We start from the raw sequence: 20767 nt of genomic DNA on the forward strand, positions 1-20767 counted from the left end.
ATATCTCCTTAATCTTTTACTTTAATTCACTAGTAATAATGCGATCTATTGTATACATCCATACGATATGGCCGATAAATTCTGAAATATGTTCTTCTATTGGTTGTTTTGCAGGAGTTGGTACAGTCTTAGTTATCGGCAAAAGCACCTCATGGAATAATACGAATAATCCAGTGCCATATAAACTGCCTTTACCCAAAGAAATGACTGGAAACGCGTCTTTTAAAAGTGCATAAGGAACGCTTGCACCAATAGAGAACCCATGATGAACAAGAGATGTTGTTATTGGCAGTTGGTGTCCTGAATAAGAATATTTTAAGTTTCTAATATTATCAGGTATGCCTATTTGTCTTAAAAGTGTCTCAGGTGGTGTCTCTTTTTCTCTTTCAGGCGTTCTAGGTGGTAATAAACTTTCAAATCCTATCTTAACCATACCGCCAATCAAACCAGCAGCTACTGCAGTAGTTAATAATTTTGTTTTGTCCATCAAATCACCCTTTTTTTATATATTATACCCACATTGTAAACTGATAATTTTATTATTGCCGTTTCGAATTATCAATAATACACTATTGTTGCTTTAGCCTAAATGATAAGTCTTCTTATCTATCTTTCTAAACTTCTAATGTTAAGATTGAACCATATTCAATTTGAGTGGAGGTAATCATGTTTAATTTTAATTTCGATAATACTTTTCTTAAATTATCAGATGATTTTTATGAGTTATGTAATCCAGCTAAATCTTCTCAATCTGAGCTTATCATATTCAATAAAGAATTAGCTGAACAACTCAATTTAGATACAGATCTACAACATCATCCTGAATATTTAACAGGAACTCTAATTATTCCTGGAAGTGAGCCAAGTGCACATGCTTACGCAGGGCATCAGTTTGGACAATTCACAATGCTTGGTGACGGGCGTGCACATGTGCTCGGTGAACATGTGACGAAGGGCGACGAGCGATACGATATTCAATTAAAAGGCTCAGGAAGAACACTTTTCTCCAGAACTGGTGATGGTTGTGCTGCAATTGGACCTATGCTTAGAGAATATATTATTAGTGAAGCAATGCAGAATCTTAATATACCTACAGCACGTAGCCTTGCCGTAACTCTAACAGGAGATAATGTTTACCGTGAAACATCACTGCCTGGTGCTGTCCTTGTTCGTATTGCTCAAAGTAATCTACGTATTGGAACATTTGAATATGCAATTCGTACTGAAGATAAAAAGAATATTAAAGCATTAGCCGATTATGCAATTGAGCGGCATTATCCAGAAATCAAAGATAGTCATAATCCATATCTATCATTGCTGAATAAGGTAATAGAAAAACAGGCCACTCTCATTGCTAAATGGCAATCCATCGGCTTTATTCACGGTGTCATGAACACAGATAATATGACGATAAGCGGAGAAACGATTGATTATGGCCCGTGCGCCTTTATGGATACATATAATCCAGCAACTGTTTTTAGTTCTATTGATCAATACGGTAGATATGCATACAACAATCAGCCTAGTATTGGTTTATGGAACTTAACACGTTTCGCTGAGACTTTAGTACCATTAATTGATTCGCATGAAGAGACTGCTATACAATATGCTGAAACAGCACTGGGTACTTATCAAGATCTTTACGTTCAACATTACATTCAACATTTTGGTAAGAAGATTGGTATAGAGAACATTCAACGACAAGATTTTCAACTGGTAATCGATTTACTCACACTATTTGAAAAATATGAACTCGACTTTACAAGTACATTTAGAAGTTTAGCGACAAACACATTCACTGATAAATCATTTTATAAATTTGACGATATACAATCTTGGTATAAACGATGGGAAACGTTTATCAAACAACATACAGTAACTGATGCGCACGACCTCATGCAATCCGTAAACCCAGCTATCATACCAAGAAATCATCTTGTAGAAGAAGCACTGAGTGATGCGACAATCGCTCGTGATTATACAAAGTTAAATCAATTACTTGAAGCTATCAAAAAGCCATTTGACGATAACCATAACGTAAAATTTCTCAATCCAGCTCCACCAAGCAATAAAGATTATCAGACGTATTGTGGAACTTAATATTGAAGGTTATACAATGACTCATATTTCAGTAAATCTAAAAAAGAAAGAGAAATTCGATTAAAAATCGAATTTCTCTTTCTTTTTGATTGATTATTCATAGGAGTTGAACAATAGCTCACTCTATCATTATGTTACTTATGATGTTCAGGAACATTTTTCAATACGTACTTACTTACTAAATAACCTATCGAAGCACCAATAACACCAAATATTACGAAACTTAATAGTGCAGTTAAATATCCAGATGGTTGACTTGTATCAAACCAACCACTAATGATTAGTGCAGGATATACAGTGAATAACATACATATTGTATGTGCGATAATTTTCTTTTTAACGGTCCAAACATCATAGTCATATATAACTGAGAAAGCTGCTAGAGCTACACTAATAATCGTTGCAGCTAATATAGATTGTGTCTGCTTTTCATCGCCTGATTGCATTGAAAAATAAAGAGATATTCCCATACATACTAGAACTATACCGCCGCGAATTAAACCTTGAATCACTAATTTTTTCTTCATTCTAAACGTACCTCCTATTTTATCTAAGTAACCTTACATGTCTTTTAATTTCATCATAGATAATCAAATTTTATAATTTATTGTATTTTTTTACTTTTATTATATACCTCTATTCTCTATAATCTTTAGTGTAATGTGACAAATTCATAACTTAAATTTTATGAAATATTAGTTATTTTTTTATAAAAAAATAAGCTAACCAATAATTTGGTTAACTTAATATTTTATTATGCATCTTGCGATAATATCTTCATATCTTTTGCATCAATTTCAAATTCTTTTGTTTTACCATCTTTGCCTTTGATTTCTAGATTATATTTAAATTTGCCGTCATCATGGTCAAGTGACCACTCTTTTATATCACCATCATAAACTTTTTGAGCAGTTTTGATGATTTTATCAACAGGTACAAATTTACCATAGTCAAATGTCTTAACATTGTCAGTATCATCTTCTACTTCAGTCGAAAGAACTTTATTCTCTTTTACATCTACTTTAATCTCATGCGTCTTCTTATTAGAATCTATTAATGAAATTGCATAAACCCATTTATTATTATCATGATCAAATGAAATACTTTCTAGATCACCTTGAACCTTAGATTGTGCTGTTTTAATCGCATCTTCTGGCATAGTTTTGATTTGATCAATGCTGATTGATGCTTCATTTGAATCATCATCGTCATCTGCTTCAGTTGCTTCATCAGTATTATCAACATCTGCTTGATTATCGTCATCCGCATCATCTTTTGCTGTATTATCTTTGTTTGCATTATCATCTGCATCGTTAGTATCTGTCGCTTTAGTATCTGTTTTTTCAGATTGTTGTTCCGTTTTCGTTTCATCTTTTGGTGCTTTTTCAATATCCTTCGCATCATTATTACACGCTGCAAATGCTAATGTCGAACTTAGAATTAAACTTAATATTTTAAATTTCATATTAAATTCCCCCTATTATTTTAATAGTATTATCTTTCCCTATTAATGATTTCAAAAACATTATTTCATAATTTTAGGATAATGATAAACAATGAAAAAGCTGAATTAATGGACAGTTAATGAGATATGTACAACAACAAGTCACAAAATCAAAGTTTATTGTAAAGACTATATTTCAATAATAAATTCCTTAGCAATGCTAAAAAATTAAAGTTTGTCCTCTCATACTTCCATAACCAAAAGCATCCAACATTTAAGCTGAATTTGATGATTGTTTTATATTAATATTCTACCTATAATACATACATGTATTTACAAATATAAAAAATGAGGTGTCATATGTTTCTAGCATGGAAAGAAGTTGTCCATAATAAACTGAAATACAGTCTAATCATAGGTGTACTTATATTAATTTCATACTTACTATTCTTAATTTCTGGATTATCGTATGGTCTTATGGACATCAATAGAGAAAGTTTAGATAAGTGGGATCCAGATGCAATTGTTGTCACTAAAGAATCAAATCAAAATATTGCTCAGTCTATAATGGCTGAAGATACTTTGGATAATAAGTTTGATACAATAGCAAAACTTAAGAGTGTTGCAGTCACAATCTCAAAAAATGACAACAAATCAAATACAATGTTATTTGGAATTAATAAAGATGAATTTGTCAAACCAAATATAACGAAAGGTCGCATGTTTAAAAAAGACTTTGAAGTTGTCGCAAATGATTCAATCAAACAAAAAGGATTTAAAATGGGTGATACATTAGATATTGCAGGTTTTGAAGACGATTTAAAAATTGTCGGGTTCACTGATAAATCAAAATATAATTCAGTTCCTACTTTATTTACAAATAATGATACTGCTGATATCATCTCGTCGAATCGTTTAAAGGGTAAAGTAAGTGCCTTTCTAGTAAAAGATAAAGACTATAAAAATATTGAGCTCAATGATACGTTGCAAGCAGTTGAAAAAGAAACTTTTATTACAAAACTACCTGGTTATACAGAACAAAAATTGACTTTAGATGTAATGAGCTATTTCTTGTTTGTTATCTCTGCATTTATTATCGGTATATTCTTATACATTATCACAATACAGAAAACACCAGTATTTGGTTTACTAAAAGCACAAGGTATTGGCAATGGATTCTTAGCGAAATCTCTACTCATCCAGACATTAATCTTATCAGTTATAGCCGTATTAATAGCACTAGGGCTTACTGTTATCACTGCAAATATCATACCCGAAGCAGTACCAATACAGTTTTATTGGGATAAAATTGGAATATATGGTATAACAATAATCTTAACAGCCTTGCTCGGTGGATTATTCTCAATTCGTTCGATACGAAAAGTCGATCCGTTAAAGACAATAGGATAGAGGTATAAATTATGATACTAAAATTAGAAAAAGTGAGTAAAAGTTTTGGTAAAAATCAAACTTATGTTGAAGCATTAAAACCTGTAGATTTTGAAATTGATGCTGGAGAACTTGTTGCAGTTGTTGGACCATCTGGTTCAGGAAAAAGTACATTCCTTACGATAGCAGGTTTACTTCAAAGCCCTACGCAAGGAAAAGTGATGATTAATAATCAAGACGTAACAAAATTATCTGAGAAAAAACGTGCTAAAATACGGTTAAATGAACTTGGTTTTATTTTGCAGTCATCCAACTTAGTCCCATTCTTAAAGGTAAAAGATCAGTTTAAATTACTAGATAAGGTGAAGCACGATCATCTTTCACAAGATGAATTAAAAAGTGAAGTAAAAAAATTAGGTTTACAAGATGTGATGAACCAATTCCCTTCAGAACTATCTGGTGGACAAAGGCAACGTGTTGCAATTCTTAAGGCAATTTATACAAACCCATCATTAATATTAGCAGATGAACCCACTGCGAGTTTAGATAGTGAAAAAGCATTTGAAGTGATGAAATTAATAAAAAATGAAGTGAAAAGTCGTAATAAAGCTGCGATTATAGTCACTCACGATAATCGCTTATTAGATTATTTCGATAAAGTGTATATGATGAGTGATGGCGTTCTAAAATTAAAACATTAAAATAAGTACCCCCTCTTGTTTATAAGAGGGGGTACTTATTTTCGTCAATATATGCTAGTTAGTCACAATTTTGTTACTATATTTATAATACTATGTATTTAAATCCCAAAAGTTTTGAAGTATTCATCAAAGAAGTACTAAAATGAATATGATTGGAGGTTAATTTATGAAAAAAACTATTGCTGCTATTTTCTCAATAATATTATTATTTAATGGATGTTCTAAAACGATCGAAAAGGAAGCTGAAAAAGATTTAAAGAAAACAGAAAAGCAAACTAAGAATTCATTAAAACTAAAAGAGAAGGAGAAAGAAAATAATAAAAATTAATATGAATTAAAATATTTGTTTGAAATTTTATTTTATGGGGAAATTCTTATTAAAAATAAAATGGAGTTGCAAATAGTGAATATTTTAATGAAAAAGTTATTACTTATTGTTATTGCTATTACACTACTATGTGCATGTAATGATAATAATAATGGAGAAATATCTAAAGAAAAGTCATCAACAAATGATATAGACGTGATTAAGGAAAATGCTATAAAAACAGATGTAAATGATGCCATAAAAACAGCAAAGAAAGAAGTGATTGGTGATTTAGAAAGTATATCATTTGCCTATGATGATCAGGAAAAAAAGTGGTTATATAAAGTGAATTTAAAAGAATATATAAATGCACATGAAGTAAAAATTGATGCTATGAACAATGAAATCATTGATGTTATTTCAAAAAAAGAAGACGATAAAGTAATGATTCTAGATTATAAAAATGTAACACCTGTAGAAGAAATAATAAAAATAGCACAAAGAAAATTTGATGGTGATATCATTGAATGGCGATTAGACATTGAAAACGCAAATGTAGAGTACTATTTAAAATTATTTAAAGATGGTAAATATAAAGAATTTGAAATTGATGCTACTACTAAAGAGATTCTCAATTAGAAAAGAAATGTATTCATATGAGACCCCAATTTATGAAATAAAATAAATTGGGGTCAGTTCGTTTAAAAGTTAAATCACTTTATTTGATTAAATTTTCTTTACTAATTGTGTCTATAATATCTTTGACACAATCATTATATATTCGCTGCTTAACGTCTTCATAGATTACTTTTTCAAAAGAATCATATAAATAGTCTATAATTTGTTTACTCGCAATTTCTCCAACTTCTAATTCATATTTATTGTATAAAAACTTTTTAAGTTTTAATGCTAACGCAACTTCTGATTCCATTTCCAGTCTTCCTTTCATTTATAATTTTGTAAGGTCACCCAGAGTTAAAGCGATAATTGCTTTTATAGAATGCATTCTATTTTCTGCTTGTTTATAAATAATATTTTGATATTTTTTAAATACTTCATCTGTTATTTCCATTTCTTTAAGTCCATATTTTTCATCAATCAATTTCCCAAATTCTGTTTCTAAATTGTGAAAAGCAGGTAAGCAATGAAGAACAATAACATCCGGTTGTTTCGTCTTTTCTAATAAACTTGTATTCACTTGATACGGCTTTAACAAATTGATACGTTCTTCAATTAATTTTTCTGCCTCACCCATCGAAAACCATACATCAGTATAAATTGCATCTGAATGAGTAATCGTATTATCAATATCCGAACTAACATTAATCATACTTCCTGATAAAGTAGCATATTCTCGTGCGAGTTTTGTAAGATTGGGATCTGGAAATAGTTTTTCAGGACTAATAATATTTATATTTACACCTAGTATCGCACCAGTGACCATTAAATCACATGCCACATTATTACGTCCATCACCAATATAAGAAAGTGTCTTACCAACATATGTACCAAATACTTCTTTTATCGTCATAAAGTCCGCTATCATTTGTGTTGGATGCCACTCATCCGTAAGACCATTCCATACAGGTATGTGAGAAAATTTTGATAATTTCTCTACATCATCATGACAATGTCCTCTAAATTCTATACCATCATACATTCTACCTAATACTTCAGCAGTATCTTCAATGGATTCTTTATACCCAAGATGTAGTTCACCTTTTCCAAAGTAATCAACATTGGCACCTAAATCTCGCGCAGCTACACTAAATGCAGCTCTCGTGCGTGTAGATGATTTTTCAAAAATTAGTGCAATATTTTTATTTTTCAATAATTTAAGGTAATAGTCACTATTTTTATTTTCCTTCATAATTTGAGCGTACTCTATAAAGACATTTAATTCTTCTTTAGAAAAATCAATAGTTTTCAAAAAACTTTTTCCTTTAATTTTTTCAACGATTTCTTTATTTATATCCATTGATCACATCTCCTTTATTTTTTTATATAGTATATCATTTTTTATATTAATGCAACTTAATGTTTAATTATTCACTATTAAACTTATAAAAAATAGGCATTATAATCATTTAAAATAATTATAATGCCCTGTTTTATTGTTAATATTGAATGATCCACTCGTCGCAAGTTGACCTTCTTCTGCATAAGGAATATACATTTCCTTATAAATATTACTTATATTTAATACCAATAGATAATTCTTCAGTGGTAAAAATATATATTAAGAAAAGCTGACAATACTTATTGTTCAGCTTTTCTTAATATCTTCAAGTTATTTTTCATTATCTTATATATCCATATGTCCTAACTAGAACGAAACAAATTTTGAAATTCAAGAACTTTTCTATAACGATATATTTAAATTTGTCATTACTTATTTTACTTTGCATCATCAGCATAATAAGACGATAAACTATTAATAGGGATAACATCATTAGAAATGAATTAGAAAGTGCATGCAAGTTTCATAACAAGGATAATACAATTTATATACATTAATTATTACGGGGAACAGGCATATTAAACTTTTCCATAAGTAATATTATCATTTATTAGTACATTCAATTTCAAAACAGTGGCATTAGTAAGTTATGACAGAAACTTAATTGACATTGATAATCACTATCAATTGGAGTAAGATTATCTTACGAGGAGGAATTTATAATGAAAAAATATTTCAGTATTACTTTTATATTATTGTTACTAATTGTAGGTGGTTGTAATAGAAATATCGAGAAACCTAAAGAGAAAGATGAAAAAACTGTCACTATGCAAAATGATTTCCCTGTAAAAGAAGAAATGAAGTCAGATAAACCGGGTGATTTATTAAAACATCAAGTAAAAGTTCAAATAAATCCTCAAAAAGTAATCGTTATGGACCTTGGTGCTCTAGATATGATGAAGCAACTTAAACTAAAAAATCATGTTGTAGGTATCACAAAAGGAATAGATGAAGCATTCTTAACAGAAGATTTAAGTGACTTTAAAGGTGAAAAGTATGTCAATATTGGCAATCCTGGTCGTCCTAATTTCGAAAAGATTGCTGAGCTGTCACCAGATGTTATATTTCTTAGCTTTAGACAAGCTCATACGAAGACATTAGATGAAATAAAAAAAGCAGCACCTGATGCTCAATTAGTGTACATGAGCCCAAATGATGACGATTATATCAATTCTGTTAAAAATAATATGCTCATAATGGGTAAGATATTTGAAAAAGAAACAGAAGCAAAATCTCTAAATAAAAAGCTAGATTCTAAAGTTATTGAAGTAAAAAAATTAGCTCAAAACAATCAAGACAGAATTATATTTCTAGATATAGATGAAAAAGGAATGAAGATTTATGGTAATACCGGTCGTTTCGGCGGTTTTCTAAATCGGGAAATAGGTATTAAACCTATTGATAAAACAGTAAAAGCTACTTCAAAAGGACATAAGATCAATTTTGAATATATCTCAAAATTAAATCCCGAAAGAATATTTACAATTAATCGCTTACCTAATGCAGGTAAACAGTTACATACAAATTTTAATAATCCATTAATCAAATCAGTAAAAGCTGTAAAAAATAATCGAATTACACAATTTGATGCGAATAGTTGGTATTTCACAGCTGGTGGCATAGAAAGCACTTTAAACCAACTTGAAGAAATAGAAAAAGGACTAAAGAAATAATTATACACATCAAAAAAATAAATTTGTGTGTCATAGTGACTTAGAAAAAGTAAATGATAAATTTATAGGAGAAAATATATGAAAAAACTACTGTACCTTATTTGTTCCACAATTATATTACTTGCTGCATGCAATAGTAAGTCGGAAGAAAAAATTAATAATGATACGAAAGATTACAAACTTGAAAATGGCAAAACAATTAAAGTTCCCAAGAATCCAAAACGCGTTGCAGTATTAACAGCATTTTATGTAGGAGATCTTATTGAGCTGGGGATAAAACCTGTTGCTGTTCCAAATTGGACTAAGGATTCATCAATTATTAAACCATATATTAAAGGGGTCAAACTTGTAGGAGATAATAACATTGAACAAGTCATAAACTCTAAGCCCGATTTAATAATTGCCGATTCATCAGATAAAAATTTGAAGAAATATGAAAAAATTGCGCCAACTGTTCCCTTTACATATACAAAGTATAACTATAAGTCAATATTAACTGAGCTCGGAAATCTAACCGGCAAAAATAAACAAGCTGAAAACTGGATAAATACATGGGATAAAAATTCAAAGAGGGACAAACAAGAAATTAAAGAAAAAATCGGTAACTCTACCGCTTCAGTATTCGAATTAGATACAAAACAAATTTTCATCTACCAAAAAAATTGGGGACGTGGTTTAGATATTGTTCATGATGCATTTGGCATGCCTATGACTAAAGCATATAAATCAAAAGTAAATAAGAACAATAAAGGATACGATGCTATCTCTGTTGAGGAAATAGGAAAATATGCTGGAGATTATATATTTTTAAGCAAGCCCACATATTCGAAAATGGATATAGAAAATTCAAATTTATGGAACAATCTACCTGCTGTTAAAAATAAGCGTGTTATATCTTATAAAGCTGAGGACTACTGGTTTACAGATCCAATAACACTCGATAATCTCCGTATTAAGTTAAAATCAGAAATCTTAAAGACAAACTACAAAAAGTAGACAATTTAATTTTAAATGAAAAGAGATACATTGATTTAAACAATGCATCTCTTTTCATTATATGTATTTATAATAGATTTGAGCATTTCTTTAATGACTATGGTCTTTCCAGTAATAAATCTCATAATATGTGCGAAGATTCAGTGTATCGGTTAAGAGTGCCGTTTTTACATAAAGAATATCCTCCAACTTCATTGCGTCGGAGGACTTATTAATTATATTAAAATCTGCTTAATTAGTCTCTTGTATAACCTTCTTTGTCTTTGTTTAAAATCCAATTACCACCGTTTAAATAGCTCGCATAACTCAACCAGCATATATAAGGAATCAACATGAAACCTGATACTTGATTCACTCGATAAAACTTTTGTGCAGTAATAATAGCTGCTGCAAGTAAACAATAACTTTCGATTAATGCAGTACCTCTTAGTTTCAAATTAAAATATAATAATGACCATGCATAATTCAGTGCAAGTTGCGTATAATGCGCTTTAGTTAGAGATTGATCATTACTACTTTTAGTAGCGAGATGATGGGCAACACCCATCGATGTGTAAAGGATTGGCCATACTATAGGAAATGCAGCTGCTGGTGGAGAAAACGGTGGTTGTTTAAATTCCTTATAATCTTCCTGCGCTTTAGCGGTTAATCTTCCAACTATCAGTCCTCCAGCCAGTGGTAAAGCCATGCGTATATATTTTTTACAATTTGTCATTTGAACACTCCTCCTTAATACCATTTTATAAAAAACACATTGCATAACCAACAAACAAAAGGTATAGGAATGTTGGATGTTCTTACGTAGGAATCACAAACTCATTTTCTTTATTGTCTTATTTCAGCAATTTTATCCATAATATCTTAGGATTTCAATAAGTTATCTTGTAATTTTAAAGCTAACTCTACTTTCATATTTTCCACTCTCCTAAGTATGCTATATCACCATTAATTGATTAAATATACATTATTCACTAAAAAATCCGAGTCATATACTTTTTAGCATCATCAAAAAACACGTAATTAAGATAAAAAAGAACTCCTTTTCATATCGATACGATAGAAATAGGAGTTCTTATTTTGATTGGTCTTTATTTACTTCACTTTAAAATTTTCTTAATAAGGATTTTTAACAAACTTAATTTTTTTTAAGATACTACTATATTCCTTAGTATTTTTATACTTCAAATAATTTTTCATACTATATTTCTTACCACTCTTAACTAACCCTTTGTAATCAATAATAGATTGCGTGCCTGAAGTAAGAATCGTATCATCACTAACACCTATAACTGTAGCAAAGTTTCCGCGTGGTAGTTTAGTTGAATAAAAAGTCATATTTTTAGGTGCCCCTTTGAATGTGTAATCAAGCTTAAACACATCTAAAGTTTTACTATGTTTTTTTGTAGTACCTGCTGGATAACGTAACAAATATTCACCTTTTAATATTTCTTGTCTTGTAAATGAATATGTTCCAATATCTTTAGTGAAATATGCTAAAGCGAGTTTAGATTTTTGAATTGATGTCTTTGACGTAGCTGCATCAGCTCTTTCCATTGGTAAAATGCTAGATGTTAGAAGTAAAGACGCCGTTAATATAGGTAATAATATCTTTTTCATAGTGCACCTCTGTCATAATTTTATATCCAAATTATGACATTATTAAGCAGTTTTATACAATTAAAATGGTAATTATAATCTATTCTCATCTGTATAATTTTCATTTTTTCATTTAAGTCTATTGTTGATTCAATAATTAATAAAGTAGCCCCTCAACTTAGTTTCAAGGACTACTTTATGATAAGTGTTATTAATTATTTATCTTAGTGTTTTTGTTTTGCCTTCTTTCCACTACCAACCTTTTATTTAGTTCCCACAATGCCGTTTTATCAATATCAAAATGCAATAAATCAATTGCTTCTTCATAGTTCAACCATTTTGAAACTACATGTTCTGATGATACTTTAACAATATTATTATCAACTTCTGCTGCAAATGAATAGACTGGTATTACAAATAACCCTTCTTTCCATCGATCTTTAAAATCTTTAAAGTACTCAACAGGTACTGTTGTTGTTGCATCTAGTTTATATACTTTTAATGAGTTCATTTGTATTTCTTCATATAGCTCACGTTGTGCTGCTTCTAATGGTGTTTCATTGTTTTCACCACCACCGGCAACGAACTGCCAAATTTGCATATCTTGTCGCTTGAAAATACAAAAAAATGGTTCATTCTCATTTATTATATATGGCAAAACTAATACGTTACATGGTGCTCTCATATACAATCCTCTTCTCTTTCTTAAGCATTCCTAGAAATGCAATCCACAAACTGGCATCCATCAAATACCATTACATATATATCAGGCTTTGAAGTACTTCGTAAAAATTTGTAATCATATTTATCATCAAAGTAATTCAGTATTGCTGTCATGATTACACCATGCGTCCCTATAACGACAGCTTCATTATTTTCTTTTAATATCTTTTGGATAATCGATATACCTCTAATTTGGACTTCTTCTAAACTTTCACCCTGTTCTTTATACTTTTTATCATCTAATAATTTTTCGACTAATGGATATACTTCACTGTCTTGTAAAGTATGGTTAGAAAAAATACATTCTTTCAAATCTTCTACCAACGAAACATCTAATCCCTTATTTATCGATAATGGTTTAACTGTATCTATTGCCCTTTTGTACGGACTAGAATATACCTTGCTTACATTAATGTTTTCAAAGTATTGTGTTACTTTATTTACATCCTCAACACCTTTTAAAGTTAGTCCTCTATTTCGTTCGTCTAAATCAGACTTAGTTGATTCAGCGTGTCTTACAAGATATATAGATTTTTTCATTAAAGCACTCCTATATTATTAAATGATTAGATTCATGAATTAAATTTCTACTATATTAGATTTTGTATTATTTTTAGATAAAAATAATACTTTTCCATATTCATCAATCATATATGCAATTGGAATTGAGACTCCACAATTCCTATAAGATCCATCAGCATGACTTGTACCTATTACTTTACATTTTGTTTTTATTGCTAATTTCTTTGCCGCTTCTAGCCATTCTTCTAATTGTTCTTCACTGAACATTCCTACACCTATGGGGTGAAAAACGATATCTAGTTGTATGTCAGTATTAAAATCGCGATATCCTTTTAGAATTTCCATACATAAAATATAACCCACATTATATTTTCCTAACTTGAAATGCAAGGGATGGACTAACTTTTCGATAGGAGAAGATCCTGTCTTATCACGCGAATATACTACTTTTCCAAACTCATCAATAACTACTGCAACATCTTTATTGTTTTTCCTATAGGAACTTATAATAATTTTATTATTTTCATTAGCTAGTTTTTGTACGTCTATTAATTTATCGCTATTTGAAATATATCCTTCTGGAAATAAAAAAATATCTACTTCAAGATGAGTAGTAATAGCATCTCTCAATTGGGTTATTTCTTCTTCTTGTCTAGGTTGTGCAATTAGTATCTTCATATAACACTCTTTCTTAGATTTATTATTAGTTCTGTATACATAATTTTTTCACATAACCCCTACACTCATAAATTCTGTCTACTACCGTTTCATCAATTTGCTTTCTATCCGTTACATGTCCAAAAGTAAATACCGGATGAAAATAGGGATTATAAGTACTCACTTCTCCACTTGTGAATACATGATAATATGAGTTAAATTGAGAAAATCCATTTTTTATATACCATTGATTACTTGCATCGTCTTCTCTAGTCCAAGCTTCTAAATATTCGATACCTTCTAATTTCATTCTTTCTTCAGCAACTTCTAATAATTTTTGACCTATACCTTTAGATTGATGATCAGGATGAACTGCGATTGTCTCTATCATTGCGCCTTTTTGATGCTTATCATAGCTACAATAAGCATTTTTAATTTCGATATCGAGTAATCCATTTACTTGATTGTTTTCTACACAAATTAATTCTATACCATCGATTTTAGGTTTTGTTTGAAGAACATCATCGTAGTACTGCGTGTAAAGAAATGATAAGATTCTACCTCGAATCCATGAGTCTTCATATTTTGATGAATAATTTAAAATTTTCATAAAAGTACCCCTTTTTCATTTCTTTTTTATTAAAAATTTTGTAGTTATTTCTTATATATGAGAATAAATTTGACTCGCTAAACCTTCCCAATCCATACTATCAGTATTTACAATCTTATACGGAATGACTGTATTGCTTACAGCTTTTATATAATACTCTTGAAATTGTGTAAACTTTTCAATTTCTTTTTTTAAATCATGATTACCTATTTGCGGATATCTAAGCTGGATTCGTTTGCTAATTTCACTCTTAGAAACAGTTAACAGAACACAAAGTGGATTTAATTCCATTATTTTATTTTGTATTTGAATAATGTCATGATAATTCCCAAAATGCACTATATGATTTAAATGATATCTCTCAATCACATAAAAAAGATCACTAGAAATTTTACCATGATTTATCTCATTATTAATCCAATTCGATAGTTGAGACAAATAATTCAAATGCGACTCTAATAACGAAATATGATTATCTTTTGATATTTCAATTATCTCATCATGTTTGTTAACGTTGAGAATTTGAGTGAAGTGTTCTGTAATATAGACTGCTGAACGTTCTTTATTTGATAATGCTTGTAATTTCTTTAATTCATTAAATATCGATGATTTCCCTGTGTACGAATAACCCTCAATAATAACCCCATTAAATTTAGGCAAAAAATCCCTCCTTATTTATTGCTTTATATACTTCACTTCTCTACAAAATGAACAATATGTTTCAAACCGTTCTTATCAAATATTTTATGTTTCTTCATACCTATTTTTGCAGCTACCGTTTGAGAAGGTAGATTATCTATAGTTGAATATGAATATATTTGTTCAAATCCTAAAAAATCAAAAGCATAGTCCATACATGCTTTCGCCGCTTCTGAGGCATAACCTTTGTTACAGTATTCTTTGATAATATGAAATCCAATCTCGGATAGAACCTCTCCATCAATATGTTGCATCGTTATACCACAGTCACCTAAAAATGTTCCATCTTCCTTCAGAATAACCGCCCATAGACCACAATTATACGTAGCATAATTTCCTATATTCCACTTAATCCATTCTTCAATCTCATGCTCATTAAACGGAGAATCATAGTATTGCATAGATATGGAATCAGAGAGGACTTTGCCTAGATTTTCGTTGTCATTTTCTCTTAACTCACGTAGGATTAAACGTTCCGTTTCTAAAATAACCAAGTAAATCACACTCCCTAAAAGTCTGTTTTGTATTGCTAATTAGCATCTCTATATTCTTTTATCTTTTTTGACTATTAAATTAGTTGCTAAATATTGTTTTACGAATTTACCTTATTCATTAATTTTTAATGTCATCAGTTTTAATAAAAAAAGATATCCATGTAATCCATACCTTCAATGAAAAACTCCCTACTGACAGTTAAATACGTTAATTGACAATAGGGAGTTTATTCAAAGTAATTATTTATTTCGAGATTTTACGAATTAATATAATTTAATATCCCAATTCTCTCCGTCCTCATTTAGTTCATAAAAAAATTCAGATAGTTCTGGGTTAATAAATATTTCGTACATCTCCATAAAATCATTACTTACTTTGTAATTTTTTAATTCATCCTTTTTTATCCAGAATACCTCTCCCTCTGATGAAGATTGCAACTCACCTGTAAAATCAGTTGTTTTATAGAGTAGCACGATATATCTCTCATTTGACTCAGTCATAAACTGTTTAATACCACATAGTTTAGGATTTCGAACAGTTAATCCTGTCTCCTCCAGAACTTCACGAACAACCGAAGCATGAAAGGATTCACCCTCTTCAACATGTCCTCCAGGAAATGTAACACCTGGCCACGATTTTCCTTGTCTATCCTGAACTAATATATAATCGTCAAGTCGTTCCACCATACACATATTCGTAATAATTGCCATCTGTGCTCTACTCATCATATGCCCTCATCTCAGTCCTATTTAATTCGATTATAACATTTGTTACAATAACCAAAAATAGTAGCCGAAGCTCTACTGTATACAACATAAATTTTATATTTTTTCGAAAATCATTTCTTATAATAAATATTAGCACATCTCTCAATCATGAGGTTATACCAATAAAAAACCTCATCACTTATGATAACTCTGAGCGTATCTCTGAAGACTGCGGTATTTCCCAGAAAATAACCGCATTATTTGTGATAACTTTCAGCGTATCGATTAAGACTGCGGTTTATTTCAATTGTTAAAGGTGTCATCAAATATTAAAGCTATGCTTTTTATAATAAATGACATAAGATTATCAAGTTTATCATTATATCCTTCTAACCTCATTAAACAATTGCTCTATTACATTCATTGCTTTTGGATTACTTTCAAAAATTTTATTTTCTTCTACAGTAAAATTTATATTTAAAGGTAAATCTATATCAGTTGTTGCATTTGCCCAGTCGTTTAAAGAATAACTTTGTTTAGTATATCTACCATTACCTGAATTATTTTTCTTGGTTAAATGCTCTTTTTCATGAATTTCATCTACCATGACAGATATACGATCCATTAATACATGTACATTTTTACTAACTGGATCTTGATCAATAGACTGGAGTTCAATAATAAAATGCCAATACCTTTTGTCAAAATAGAAGCTTCCCTCAATATACATCCAATTAGTTAAGTCATACTTAGCTATGCTTCTTTTTCTCGTATATGCACTCGATCCTTGACTACCTTTCTTCACTACACCATCAAATGATTTCTCCAAATATAGTTTTAGTAGCTCACGTAAATCATCTCTTTCATTTTCTCTAGCACCGTTATATTTATCTTTCATATCTTGAAACTGATTAACTTTCATCTCTTCAATCTCCCTGTTCTGTCAAAATATCTTCAATCATTGGGTCAATTCCAAAATTAATTACTTCTTTAACAAGATCTTGTGCATAAAATCTATTCACTGAACAAGCAACAAAGACTAAAATTTTAGCGGATATCTCTAAAACTATAAATGAAAATGACATTTTAAGAATGGTTGATGTGAGTTTTGCAAATCCATCGTATCGATTATAATCTTTACCTGCCACGTCAATATAATTATTAGATATCTTTTCTATCATAATTTGATCTTTTCTATCATAATTTGAGCTTTTTTATCATAATTTGAGCTTTTTTATCATCATTTTCCATGCATTTAATAATAGCCTGATTAATATTATTATGCTTACTAGCTATTAATTCACATATTCTGTTTCCTGCTAATCCATATAAATATTCTAAAACATCATCTTCATATTTGCCTTTTATAATCTTAGCTAACATCTTCTCATCATGATTTTTATCATTGATAATTTCTATCCTGCGTTCAAAGTTTATATACAAATCGCTAGCATTATTAAAACGGTAATCTGGATTTTCATTACATGCTTTGTCAACTAAGCTCTTAAATTGATGGTCATCAGATTTTATTTCTCCTGTTAATACAAAAGTTAATACTCTCCCTAAAGAATATACATCACTTTTCATATCTCCATCTTTAAGTAACATGAACTGTTCAGGAGCACAATAATAGAATTGTCCTACACCATATGTGGTTAAAGTTTGATGAGAGCTAAACATATTCAAATCTTTACCTAGACCAAAATCTGAAATTTTAATCATGCCATTCAGAATAAATATATTAGTAGGACTTAAATCTCTATGTATAATATTCCTCTCATGTACTTTACTCATTATATCCAATATTTGTCTAATTAACGAAAGCCTTTGTTCAAAAGTTATATCATAATCATTTATATATTTTTCTAAAGTCACTTCTGCTTTTTCCATTTGGTAAGAAACACTTTGATCATCAAAGTCATATACCTTTATAATATTCGGTAAGTCATTCAATGATTTTGTAATATTAAACTCTCTCTTGAAGCGGCTTCTTATTGCATTATCAACAACAAAATCCTCTTTAAGTTTTTTTACTATATATCCAGTAGATTGTTGTAAATACACGTTAGCATAGCCACCACTAGCAACATATATTAAATCTTTATTAATACTAACTAATTTAATTTTACTATTATTACTTTTAATTAAATCATATGAATATGCTCTTATTATTCTTCGTAGCTCTTGAAGAATTATAGTCGAATGGCTAATTGCATCTACTTCATCGCTTTTACGTTCTGTTAAAATGAATTCTTTACTAAGAATCAATGTAAAAAACTGATTAATCTTACCTTTGTTATATAAATCAATTAAGTTATTACAAACGTAAAGCCATCTACTTGGAAATCCCTGTTTATAATTATCTCTATAATTAAAGTATTGATTAAAGAATTCTACTAGCTTTGCTCCTGTTTTATAACTATATAAATCACCTTCATCTCCAATAAATACATTTGATATCTCTTTAAATGCTTCATTTAGCAATGTCCTCACTACTCCAATTTTTGATAATTTGTATCAGTTATTTTCAATTCGATTATCTCACAATCACACTTGTTTGATATGATTATATTACTTAACTAGAAAAGGGAGCATTGATTATGTCACAAATAAAACTGAATGATTTACTTGGCTTTTCTGAAGAAGAAATGAATCATGTGAAAATTAAATTCAACCAATCAAATGGTTTTGTTGATCCTATGGAAGTATTTAAACAAAATCCAGAAGAAGTGAATACACAATGGCTATTTTGGAGGAACAAATCGAGATACTTTAATGTAGGTCAGACAGCCGTATGTTTACTCAAACTTTCCTACGATACGTGGTTACTTACGACGATTAAGAAAGTGACGAAAGAGTTAGGTGTATTAGAAGGTATCAATTATGAAGGTGTTGAACTGTCACAATACGAAAAATATTATGATCGAGTTATCATCAAGTTTGGAATGTCAACAGTTTCTTAGACACTTTTCATGTGTAAATTTTTAAACGCCACAGGCGTTAAATAATGTAATGAAGAATGTGGTCTAAAATTGTTGTACCAATTCACATAATCAAATAATTCGGTTTCTAACTGGTTCAAGTCTTCAAATTTCATTTGTTTTACAAATTCAGTTTTTATTGCTTTCATCGTTGCTTCTGCAACGGCGTTATCATAAGGACAGCCTTTTATACTTAATGAACGGTTTGATGTTAAATGTTTTTAATACTTCATCTATCAATTTGTTGTCGAATTCTTTCCTCTATCTGTATGGAATAATTCTATTTGTTCTAAATTATGATTAATTTTACTAATTGCTTTCGTCACTAAATGGGCGTCTTTATTTTTGCCTGCACTATAACCAACGATTTCTCTATTGAAGAGATCAATAAATAAACATATGTAATGCCATGTTCCTGTGACTTTAACATACGTTAAATCACTGCCTAAACTTCTAAAGGCTGTTCCCTTGTAAATGAACGATTCAAGAGATTTTTTATTAATTTTTCATTTGTTTCTTTCTGATGATTTTTATATTTAGCTTTAGTATAAACTGATATTAAATTATATTTTTTCTTAATACGACCTATTTTTCGTCTAGATACAATAATACCTAATTTATTTAATTCATTTTTAATTCTTCTTGTACCAAAGCTCTTTCTATTTAAGTTAAAAGTACTAACGATAGCTTGTTCTAATTCCAAGTCATCTTTTTTTGGTTTATTTGGCGTTCTTTTTATTGAATCATAATAAGTGCTTCTTGGTATTTTTAGGACTTTGCACATTGCTGATACTGAATATTGATGTGCATTACGTTGAATGACTACTATTTTCGTCCCATGATCAGCGCTGCTTGCTTTAAAATATCGTTTTCCATCTTCAATTGTTGATTTTCTTTACGTAGCTTTCTGAGCTCTTTTTCATCATTAGTTAGATTATCAGCAGCATTAAATGAACCACTATTTTGATGATGCTTAATCCATTTATCTAACGTCGAAGGTGTTAGATCATATTCTCTAACAATATCTGATTTAGATTTTCCATTTTCAAATAAACGAACCATTTGAAGTTTAAATTCAGGTGTAAATGTTCTTCTTTGTCTAGCCATAATAAAATCGCCTACTTTCTTAATTTAACAATACATTCCC

25 protein-coding genes and 1 pseudogene are annotated in these 20767 nt (G+C 29.8%); 8 read left to right on the forward strand and 18 right to left on the reverse strand.

Translation table 11 applies throughout. From position 1 onward, the window contains the following. Positions 1–16: 16 nt before the first annotated feature. Positions 17–487, reverse strand: coding sequence for a DUF1440 domain-containing protein (locus ACMGE9_RS06295; RefSeq protein ID WP_414044384.1), 471 nt, complete (start codon positions 485–487; stop codon positions 17–19). A 179-nt stretch (positions 488–666) separates the two neighbouring features. On the opposite strand from ACMGE9_RS06295, the gene ACMGE9_RS06300 reads away from it, so the two are divergent. After that, entirely contained in the window at positions 667–2100 is a 1434-nt protein-coding gene (locus tag ACMGE9_RS06300) for a protein adenylyltransferase SelO (RefSeq protein ID WP_414044385.1), read from the forward strand. Between the two features lie 134 nt (positions 2101–2234). On the opposite strand, the gene ACMGE9_RS06305 is transcribed toward ACMGE9_RS06300, so the two are convergent. After that, positions 2235–2627 carry a DUF3021 family protein gene (locus ACMGE9_RS06305; RefSeq protein WP_414044386.1) on the reverse strand — a complete coding sequence of 131 codons (393 nt, stop codon included), beginning with the start codon at positions 2625–2627 and terminating at the stop codon, positions 2235–2237. A 227-nt stretch (positions 2628–2854) separates the two neighbouring features. After that, on the reverse strand, positions 2855–3565 hold the full coding sequence (locus tag ACMGE9_RS06310; RefSeq protein ID WP_414044387.1) for a PepSY domain-containing protein: 711 nt from the start codon (positions 3563–3565) through the stop codon (positions 2855–2857). Positions 3566–3904: 339 nt separating this feature from the next. Here ACMGE9_RS06310 and ACMGE9_RS06315 point away from each other — a divergent pair, with 339 nt between their 5' ends. From ACMGE9_RS06315 to ACMGE9_RS06330, 4 genes are all read left to right on the forward strand, one after another. Next, a complete protein-coding gene (locus ACMGE9_RS06315) occupies positions 3905–4954 on the forward strand; it encodes an ABC transporter permease (protein ID WP_414044388.1) in 1050 nt (349 codons plus the stop codon). A gap of 14 nt (positions 4955–4968) precedes the next feature. Then, on the forward strand, positions 4969–5634 hold the full coding sequence (locus ACMGE9_RS06320) for an ABC transporter ATP-binding protein (protein WP_414044458.1): 666 nt from the start codon (positions 4969–4971) through the stop codon (positions 5632–5634). A gap of 166 nt (positions 5635–5800) precedes the next feature. Beyond that, positions 5801–5962: a hypothetical protein gene (locus ACMGE9_RS06325; protein ID WP_414044389.1), complete on the forward strand. Its 162-nt coding sequence runs from the start codon at positions 5801–5803 to the stop codon at positions 5960–5962. A 75-nt stretch (positions 5963–6037) separates the two neighbouring features. Next, positions 6038–6580 (forward strand): PepSY domain-containing protein, encoded by a 543-nt coding sequence (locus ACMGE9_RS06330; RefSeq protein ID WP_414044390.1) that lies wholly within the window; start codon positions 6038–6040, stop codon positions 6578–6580. Positions 6581–6659: 79 nt separating this feature from the next. On the opposite strand, the gene ACMGE9_RS06335 is transcribed toward ACMGE9_RS06330, so the two are convergent. Next, on the reverse strand, positions 6660–6872 hold the full coding sequence (locus ACMGE9_RS06335) for a hypothetical protein (protein WP_414044391.1): 213 nt from the start codon (positions 6870–6872) through the stop codon (positions 6660–6662). Positions 6873–6890: 18 nt separating this feature from the next. Then, a complete protein-coding gene (gene argF, locus ACMGE9_RS06340; protein WP_414044459.1) occupies positions 6891–7913 on the reverse strand; it encodes an ornithine carbamoyltransferase in 1023 nt (340 codons plus the stop codon). A 710-nt stretch (positions 7914–8623) separates the two neighbouring features. On the opposite strand from argF, the gene ACMGE9_RS06345 reads away from it, so the two are divergent. Together ACMGE9_RS06345 and ACMGE9_RS06350 are read left to right on the forward strand one after the other, a co-directional pair. Then, positions 8624–9634: an ABC transporter substrate-binding protein gene (locus tag ACMGE9_RS06345; RefSeq protein WP_414044392.1), complete on the forward strand. Its 1011-nt coding sequence runs from the start codon at positions 8624–8626 to the stop codon at positions 9632–9634. Positions 9635–9712: 78 nt separating this feature from the next. Then, positions 9713–10630 carry an ABC transporter substrate-binding protein gene (locus tag ACMGE9_RS06350; RefSeq protein ID WP_414044393.1) on the forward strand — a complete coding sequence of 306 codons (918 nt, stop codon included), beginning with the start codon at positions 9713–9715 and terminating at the stop codon, positions 10628–10630. 235 nt (positions 10631–10865) lie between these two features. On the opposite strand, the gene ACMGE9_RS06355 is transcribed toward ACMGE9_RS06350, so the two are convergent. The 12 genes from ACMGE9_RS06355 to ACMGE9_RS06410 form a co-directional block, all read right to left on the reverse strand. After that, a complete protein-coding gene (locus ACMGE9_RS06355) occupies positions 10866–11345 on the reverse strand; it encodes a TspO/MBR family protein (RefSeq protein WP_414044394.1) in 480 nt (159 codons plus the stop codon). A gap of 398 nt (positions 11346–11743) precedes the next feature. Further along, positions 11744–12247 (reverse strand): hypothetical protein, encoded by a 504-nt coding sequence (locus ACMGE9_RS06360; protein ID WP_414044395.1) that lies wholly within the window; start codon positions 12245–12247, stop codon positions 11744–11746. Positions 12248–12437: 190 nt separating this feature from the next. Beyond that, positions 12438–12911, reverse strand: coding sequence for an NUDIX hydrolase (locus tag ACMGE9_RS06365; RefSeq protein ID WP_414044396.1), 474 nt, complete (start codon positions 12909–12911; stop codon positions 12438–12440). A gap of 20 nt (positions 12912–12931) precedes the next feature. Beyond that, positions 12932–13489 carry a histidine phosphatase family protein gene (locus ACMGE9_RS06370; protein ID WP_414044397.1) on the reverse strand — a complete coding sequence of 186 codons (558 nt, stop codon included), beginning with the start codon at positions 13487–13489 and terminating at the stop codon, positions 12932–12934. A gap of 39 nt (positions 13490–13528) precedes the next feature. Next, positions 13529–14149: a hypothetical protein gene (locus ACMGE9_RS06375; protein ID WP_414044398.1), complete on the reverse strand. Its 621-nt coding sequence runs from the start codon at positions 14147–14149 to the stop codon at positions 13529–13531. 25 nt (positions 14150–14174) lie between these two features. After that, positions 14175–14738 (reverse strand): GNAT family N-acetyltransferase, encoded by a 564-nt coding sequence (locus tag ACMGE9_RS06380; RefSeq protein WP_414044399.1) that lies wholly within the window; start codon positions 14736–14738, stop codon positions 14175–14177. Positions 14739–14789: 51 nt separating this feature from the next. Next, entirely contained in the window at positions 14790–15398 is a 609-nt protein-coding gene (locus ACMGE9_RS06385) for a hypothetical protein (RefSeq protein ID WP_414044400.1), read from the reverse strand. 32 nt (positions 15399–15430) lie between these two features. Then, on the reverse strand, positions 15431–15931 hold the full coding sequence (locus ACMGE9_RS06390; RefSeq protein ID WP_414044401.1) for a GNAT family N-acetyltransferase: 501 nt from the start codon (positions 15929–15931) through the stop codon (positions 15431–15433). A 264-nt stretch (positions 15932–16195) separates the two neighbouring features. Next, complete coding sequence (locus ACMGE9_RS06395) at positions 16196–16657, reverse strand: 8-oxo-dGTP diphosphatase (protein WP_414044402.1); 462 nt, start codon at positions 16655–16657, stop codon at positions 16196–16198. Positions 16658–17018: 361 nt separating this feature from the next. Beyond that, positions 17019–17561: a hypothetical protein gene (locus ACMGE9_RS06400; protein ID WP_414044403.1), complete on the reverse strand. Its 543-nt coding sequence runs from the start codon at positions 17559–17561 to the stop codon at positions 17019–17021. 4 nt (positions 17562–17565) lie between these two features. Further along, on the reverse strand, positions 17566–17820 hold the full coding sequence (locus tag ACMGE9_RS06405) for a hypothetical protein (protein ID WP_414044404.1): 255 nt from the start codon (positions 17818–17820) through the stop codon (positions 17566–17568). A 16-nt stretch (positions 17821–17836) separates the two neighbouring features. After that, on the reverse strand, positions 17837–19123 hold the full coding sequence (locus ACMGE9_RS06410; RefSeq protein WP_414044405.1) for a serine/threonine-protein kinase: 1287 nt from the start codon (positions 19121–19123) through the stop codon (positions 17837–17839). A 116-nt stretch (positions 19124–19239) separates the two neighbouring features. Here ACMGE9_RS06410 and ACMGE9_RS06415 point away from each other — a divergent pair, with 116 nt between their 5' ends. Further along, positions 19240–19602 carry a hypothetical protein gene (locus ACMGE9_RS06415; protein WP_414044406.1) on the forward strand — a complete coding sequence of 121 codons (363 nt, stop codon included), beginning with the start codon at positions 19240–19242 and terminating at the stop codon, positions 19600–19602. On the opposite strand, the pseudogene ACMGE9_RS06420 reads toward ACMGE9_RS06415, so the two are convergent. Then, positions 19599–20727 (reverse strand): annotated as a pseudogene (locus tag ACMGE9_RS06420) (IS3 family transposase). The gene ACMGE9_RS06415 and the pseudogene ACMGE9_RS06420 sit on opposite strands and share 4 nt — an antisense overlap. Between the last annotated feature and the right edge of the window lie 40 nt (positions 20728–20767).

The sequence above is a fragment of the Macrococcus animalis genome (assembly GCF_047425875.1).
GTDB classification, from domain to species: Bacteria; Bacillota; Bacilli; order Staphylococcales; family Staphylococcaceae; genus Macrococcoides; species Macrococcoides animalis.

Coding starts and splice junctions, on each gene's coding strand:
- ACMGE9_RS06400 (WP_414044403.1), bottom strand. CDS start 17,561: ATGAAAGTTAATCAGTTTCAAGATATGAAAGATAAATATAACGGTGCT.
- ACMGE9_RS06325 (WP_414044389.1), top strand. CDS start 5,801: ATGAAAAAAACTATTGCTGCTATTTTCTCAATAATATTATTATTTAAT.
- ACMGE9_RS06375 (WP_414044398.1), bottom strand. CDS start 14,149: ATGAAGATACTAATTGCACAACCTAGACAAGAAGAAGAAATAACCCAA.
- ACMGE9_RS06380 (WP_414044399.1), bottom strand. CDS start 14,738: ATGAAAATTTTAAATTATTCATCAAAATATGAAGACTCATGGATTCGA.
- ACMGE9_RS06365 (WP_414044396.1), bottom strand. CDS start 12,911: ATGAGAGCACCATGTAACGTATTAGTTTTGCCATATATAATAAATGAG.
- ACMGE9_RS06370 (WP_414044397.1), bottom strand. CDS start 13,489: ATGAAAAAATCTATATATCTTGTAAGACACGCTGAATCAACTAAGTCT.
- ACMGE9_RS06305 (WP_414044386.1), bottom strand. CDS start 2,627: ATGAAGAAAAAATTAGTGATTCAAGGTTTAATTCGCGGCGGTATAGTT.
- ACMGE9_RS06415 (WP_414044406.1), top strand. CDS start 19,240: ATGTCACAAATAAAACTGAATGATTTACTTGGCTTTTCTGAAGAAGAA.
- ACMGE9_RS06360 (WP_414044395.1), bottom strand. CDS start 12,247: ATGAAAAAGATATTATTACCTATATTAACGGCGTCTTTACTTCTAACA.
- ACMGE9_RS06350 (WP_414044393.1), top strand. CDS start 9,713: ATGAAAAAACTACTGTACCTTATTTGTTCCACAATTATATTACTTGCT.
- ACMGE9_RS06355 (WP_414044394.1), bottom strand. CDS start 11,345: ATGACAAATTGTAAAAAATATATACGCATGGCTTTACCACTGGCTGGA.
- ACMGE9_RS06300 (WP_414044385.1), top strand. CDS start 667: ATGTTTAATTTTAATTTCGATAATACTTTTCTTAAATTATCAGATGAT.
- ACMGE9_RS06315 (WP_414044388.1), top strand. CDS start 3,905: ATGTTTCTAGCATGGAAAGAAGTTGTCCATAATAAACTGAAATACAGT.
- ACMGE9_RS06295 (WP_414044384.1), bottom strand. CDS start 487: ATGGACAAAACAAAATTATTAACTACTGCAGTAGCTGCTGGTTTGATT.
- ACMGE9_RS06395 (WP_414044402.1), bottom strand. CDS start 16,657: ATGAGTAGAGCACAGATGGCAATTATTACGAATATGTGTATGGTGGAA.
- ACMGE9_RS06405 (WP_414044404.1), bottom strand. CDS start 17,820: ATGATAGAAAAGATATCTAATAATTATATTGACGTGGCAGGTAAAGAT.
- ACMGE9_RS06345 (WP_414044392.1), top strand. CDS start 8,624: ATGAAAAAATATTTCAGTATTACTTTTATATTATTGTTACTAATTGTA.
- ACMGE9_RS06335 (WP_414044391.1), bottom strand. CDS start 6,872: ATGGAATCAGAAGTTGCGTTAGCATTAAAACTTAAAAAGTTTTTATAC.
- ACMGE9_RS06310 (WP_414044387.1), bottom strand. CDS start 3,565: ATGAAATTTAAAATATTAAGTTTAATTCTAAGTTCGACATTAGCATTT.